Genomic DNA, 6,031 nt, shown 5'->3' on the forward strand with positions numbered 1-6,031 from the left:
TTCTTGTTTTTTTTATTTCATTTGGGGTTTATTTGCATACCTTAACGCCAACTGTTGGGTTTCATGATTCTGGTGAGCTAATAACCTGTACCTGGACATTAGGCATTGCCCATCCTCCGGGCTATCCTCTTTATACCTTGCTGGGTAAGGTCTTTATCACCTTAATCCCTATTGGAAACATTGCCTTCAGGATGAATATGCAATCAACTTTGTTTGCTTTTTATAATAATCCCATAGCTTATTCTTAAAATAAGAAAAAAAACTATTCCCATAAAGAAATAGATAATCTTAATAGCAAAAAAGGCAAAGGTATTAATCTGATGATACCTATTGAGCATTATCAATGGGCCATATTTTACAAGCATAGGAAGAAAACTTTTGAGATTAAAAAAGGTATTTATCTGAATCTTTATAAGATCAGAATAAGAACGATATTCAGTAAGAAGATCAGGAGAGGACAGCATAGAAATAATTAATGTCTCTGTCCAAAAGACACAGAATGCTAAAATTAAATATTTAAGCAGTCTCCTTTTCCCCAAAAAAGAAAAGAAGCTTGCTAATCCAAGGAGAAAAACAAATGTAAGACCTGTTATTCTTCTTGCGCCAAATGAGGTTCCAGCCCACCAGTCAGAAACACAAGAATTTACATAAACTTGAAGTAAGAAAGCTATTAAAAAACAAGCAGATATTCTTTTATTCTTCTTATAGAACCAGAAAAGACCTAATGTAGAAAAGAAAATAATGGGTGTCCAGGAATAAAGCCCATGCCATGAGGAGAATAAGAATTTTAAAATCTCTGGATTTGTCCATTGCATAAACTCTTTTCCTTGGGGAATAAGGATAAATTTTCCATAGATTATCTTCCATACAACCAATTGGGGAAGAAAGGTAAGGAAAGCACCAAAAAGAAAGAGAATATAAGGGATAACAAGCTTTCTTGGAGGAATCAAAAGGAGAATCCCAAATAAGAGATTTTGCCATCTAACTAAAGTAGCAAAGCCAAAGGCTAATCCATAGCAGAACCACCAAAATAGCCCATCTTTATCTTTAGAACCAATCCATAAGAAAAGAAATAAGGCTATTGCAAAACTGTCTATAAGATGGGAATGGGTCGGCATCCAGTAGAAGTTAAAGACAAAAGGCGAGGTAGTCCAGATTGCAAGCATGGCTAAAAAAGAATCTTCGGATGAAAAGAACCTTTTGGCTACCTTAAAGGATAAGAATAAAGCAAGCAAGCCATAAAAGCAACTTCCAAGAGAAAGAATAGCAACATAGATGTAAGAAGTGCCATCGGTATGGAAAGTAAAGCCTGCTTTTACCACAAGAATATTGGCAATTAATGTTATAAGATGTGCTAAAAGAAAGAACGGAATCCAAGCAACGCCAGTTCCCATAGCAAATGGGTTGGAAATATAGTTATTATGGATAGGAGAAAACCATCCAAATTGATGTGAGACACCAAGAGACTCCAGATTGTTCAAAAATGAAAAATCTCTGTCCAAGATTAAAGATTGGATATAGACATAGTATCCCACTCCATCAGGACACATTAACTCACCTTTCATAAACAGAAAGATTGTTAAGATAGAAAATAAAAAAGTAAAATAAAATAGCCATTTTTCGCAAAACTCCTTTTTTAAAAAGTCGTAAATCTTTAAGAAGGCAATTTTAAACATTCCTTTTGTTTCTTGCTTCTTCTTTTTTATTTTTTTCACAAAAAAATTATACTTGACAAAAAAAAAAAATCAATGTAAAATTTTACTATGTTAAAAAAAATGGAAAATTAAAATTAAGGAGGATATAAGGGAAACAATGGAGCAGACGGTTATCCTGGTCAGCCAGGAGAAGCAGGCTGTGGGATATATCTCTTTGGTTCAAACAACAACATTATTGGCACAAATACCATATTCAACAATACGGGTGGAAATGGTGGAAATAATACAGGTCAAGGCGGAATAGGTTGCGGAATATATCTTTATCAATCAGGAACAAATACCATTTCAGATAATACCATATCATCTAATACAGGAGGTCGTGGAGGGAGTAGTGGGCATGTAAACAGTCCAGCTGGTGTAGGTGGAATAGGGTGTGGAATATATCTTTATTCTTCGGCCAATAACATTATTTCAGAAAATATGATCTCACAGAACACCGGAGGCCGAGGAGGAGATGGTTATGGTAGCAGAGGAGCTTTAGGTGGTGTAGGGTGTGGAATATATCTTTATTCTTCAACCAATAACATCTTCTCAGAAAATATGATCTCACAGAACACCGGAGGCCAAGGAGGAGATGGTGGTTATTGGGATTCTACAGGAGGTCCAGGTGGCGTAGGCTGTGGGGTATATCTTTACTTTTCTGCTAACAATTTCGTCTCTCAAAATCCTATTTCGCAAAACACAGGAGGCGAAGGAGGAAAAGGCTATATACATGGTTCAGGTGGAAGGGGTGGTTTGGGAACGGGAATACACCTTGTTTCATCCGTGGATAATAGTATTTCAAATAATAGTATTTCAGAAAATCATGCAGGCGTTTATGGACAAGAGGGTGATCAGCCCCTCTGGGGGCCACATCATGGTAGGCCAGGAAACGCATATGGGATATATATCGATCCAAACAGCTATGACGACAGGGTTGATTCTCTGAATACCTATAATAATGAACCTGTTTTTTATTGCTATGGAACAACAACACTAATCATAATTGAAAATCAAACTTTAACCACAAATGGTGCAGGGGCAACAAACTTGGGAAGGATTGTCCTAATCAACTGCCAAAACTTCATTATTAGAAATAACTCTATTGCTGGTGGAATTGGCGAAAATGGCCATACAAGTTCTACTAATGAACATCAAGGTGATGACGGCGAAACAGCCGCAGGGATATATCTCCACCAGACTGATAATGGTAGCATTACAGATAATACAATCTCAGACAATTATGGTGGAATGGGTGGATCAGCTGGTTATAATGGTGGTAATGGGAGAGGCGGTATAGGTGCGGGGATATATTTCTCTTTGTGTGATGGAATTGTTGTTGCAAAGAACACTATCAAAGAAAATCGTGGAGGATATAATGCGGGCCTAGGATGTGGGATATATACTACTGGCACCTCAAACATATCTGCCAACAACAATCATATTTACAATAATAGGGATTATAATGGTGGAAAGGATTATGGCTATGGTATCTATAATGTTGACGCATTAACCCTTGATGCTGAATATAATTGGTGGAGCACAAATAGCGGTCCATACCATCCAGATACCAATCCATCTGGTCGGGGAGATAGGGTAAGTAATTGGGTTGATTATGATTCTTGGATAACCATTTCTCCATGCTTTATCTATGTTGATGATAATAACACATCAGGTACAGAGAATGGAACATTGGAGTATCCTTATAACACTATTCAAGAGGGGGTAGAGGCTTGTCCAGAGGAAGGAACGGTTTCGGTTGCTTCAGGAACTTATACCCAGCCAGTCTATATTACTAAACAGATTACATTGGTTGGAAAAGGAAGTGGAACAACAATTATAAATGTATCAAGTCAAGATGCTGTTACATTTAGTGGAAGTGGAATATCTATCTCTGGATTTAGGATTACTGGAGCAACAAGTAGAGGGATATACTGCCATAGTGGTGCAAATCCAATTATCACTAATAACACAATAATAGGGAATAAAGATGGTATCTTATGCGGCAACTCCACCATCACCAATAACACAATAATAGGAAACAGCGAGTGGGGCATCGAATGTTCTAGTTCCCTGGTCATTAACAACACAGTAACAGGGAATAAGTATGGTATTTCGTGTTCCAATTCCACTATTACAAACAATATAATAACAGGGAATGATATTGTAAATATCTATTGCCCCAATTTCTCTACCATCACAAACAACATAATAACAGGAAGTGAACATGGTATTTGGTGTTCGGCCAACTCCTTTATCACAAACAATACACTAACAGGAAATAGGTATGGCATATGGTGCGATAGCTCTTCACCTATCATCACAAACAACATAATCACTGAAAATGGAACAACAAGTACAAGTTATTATGGTATTTACAACGATGATTCCTATAGTTCTGGTAACCCTACCATCGACTATAACTGTATCTGGAGTAATGGCCTAAATGGTAACAATAATTACTATAATTGCAGCCATTTGAGCCATGATATCTGTGTTGACCCCCAATTTCTACCTTCTACCTTCCACCTCCTACCTTCCTCCCCTTGCATAGATGCTGGTTCAAACACAGCCCCAGCGATTTCATCAACCGATAAAGACGGCAAACCAAGGATAATGGATGGAAATTCAGATGGCATTGCTATTGTTGATATGGGTGCATATGAACTCCCTCCTCCCACCTTCTTAAGGGTCATTCCCCAATCTAAAATCATTGCAAAGAATGATGAGTTTAATGTGGATGTTAAAATTGATGATGTAAGAGAGCTTGCTGCGGCTCAGGTTTATCTTTTGTTTAATCCAGGTGTATTAGAGGTTAGAAATATTACCCCTGGCTCTTTCCCTCCTTCGGCAATGAATAGCTATAATACAAATACATCAGGTTGTATCTATTGCTTTGCTGGATTATTCACTGGATCAGCTTCTGGCTCTGGTATTTTATTCTCAGCTCGCTTTAAAGGAAAAGAAGCTGGAACATCAAGCTTAAAATTTGGGAATAATACGGTTCTGGCAAATGCAATGAGCCAATCTATTCCCTTTAATAAGGATGAAGGGTTATTTTATATTGCAGAATCAATTAGGGTTTATCCAGAAAATAAAACGATTAAAGCAGGAGAAAGGGAGAGCTTTTCTTGTTTTGCCCAATGTGGGGCAGGAAGCATTGATGTTACCGGCTCAACCACCTGGACAACATCGGGTGGAGGCTCTTTTACAGCTAATTCCTTTGAGGCACATTATATTGGAACATACACCATCCAAGGTGAATTTTTAGGGTTAATTGGAACAACAAGCGTAGTAATAACCCCAGGGACACCTACTGACCTTCTTTATGTATCAGGCAATAACCAAACCCAAAATTGCCAAGAAACATTAGCAGACCCATTTGTTTGTAAGGTAGAAGATTTTTATCATAACCCTTGCAATGATGTCTTGATAGATTGGCTAATTACAGAAAATCCAAGTGGTGCATCTGGATTTAGCCTATCAGCTACACAAACCCTAACAAACATAAATGGAACATCGGCAACCTATCTTACATTAGGAACAGAGCCACCAGGAACCTATACCATTGAAGCAAGAAATACATCCCTTTCTGGCTCACCTGTAATCTTCAAGGCATATTCCTTAAGAAGGTTTGGCTCTATCTCTGGAACCTGTCTGATTGATAGAGGGACAGAGGCACAAAGACAAGCAGGAATATTAGTAAGATTGGTTGAAACAGGAGAAACCAAAACAACAAATGCTAATTCAGAATTTATCTTTAGCAATATTCCAGTAGGAACCTATACCCTAGCCTTTACCTATCCAGGGGCAACACCCGCTACTAAGACCGATTGTTTAATAACCAAGACACAATTTAACGATACAACAGACATTGGAACAATTACCTTAATTGCAGGTGACCCAAATGGAGATGGACAAATAAACATCTTAGATTGGCCACCCTTGGCAGATTCCCTTGGCTCAAGTATTGGCTCAGAAACTTACAATCCAAATTGTGATTTTAACCAGGATGGTGTAATTGACATCTGGGACTTTATGATCTTTAGGGATAACTTTGGAGAAACACAAACAACAACAGGAAGGGGAATAAGGGCAATTAAAGCAAAATCATCGGGGAATATAGCCTTGGGGTTTTCCCCAAGCTTAATTGAGAATGCAAAGCCAGGGGATGTTATTACCCTAAATATTCTTATCTCTCTGGCAAAGAATAGCCTTTGTGGAGAGATTCACCTAACCTATGACCAAAACCTTCTTTGTCCAATAGAAGATAAGCTACAACCAGGGAATTGGCCAACCCAAGCTACATCTACCCTAAAGAATAGGGTAAAAGATGG

4 protein-coding genes are annotated in these 6,031 nt (G+C 38.0%); 3 read left to right on the plus strand and 1 reads right to left on the minus strand.

The window, feature by feature from the left end; translation table 11 throughout:
• On the plus strand, window positions 1–248 hold a 248-nt coding region (locus AB1630_09720), incomplete at its 5' end, for a DUF2723 domain-containing protein (GenBank protein ID MEW6104067.1).
• On the opposite strand, the gene AB1630_09725 is transcribed toward AB1630_09720, so the two are convergent.
• The gene (locus AB1630_09725; GenBank protein ID MEW6104068.1) at window positions 204–1,715 is read right to left on the minus strand and encodes a hypothetical protein; all 1,512 of its coding nucleotides are present in this window, start codon (window positions 1,713–1,715) and stop codon (window positions 204–206) included. The genes AB1630_09720 and AB1630_09725 overlap by 45 nt on opposite strands.
• Window positions 1,716–1,812: 97 nt before the next feature.
• Here AB1630_09725 and AB1630_09730 point away from each other — a divergent pair, with 97 nt between their 5' ends.
• On the plus strand, window positions 1,813–1,959 hold the full coding sequence (locus AB1630_09730) for a hypothetical protein (protein ID MEW6104069.1): 147 nt from the start codon (window positions 1,813–1,815) through the stop codon (window positions 1,957–1,959).
• Between the two features lie 176 nt (window positions 1,960–2,135).
• Window positions 2,136–6,031 (plus strand): right-handed parallel beta-helix repeat-containing protein (locus AB1630_09735; GenBank protein ID MEW6104070.1); only part of this gene is annotated, 3,896 nt, incomplete at its 3' end.

This window comes from bacterium (assembly GCA_040753555.1).
GTDB lineage: Bacteria > UBA9089 > UBA9088 > UBA9088 > UBA9088 > JBFLYE01.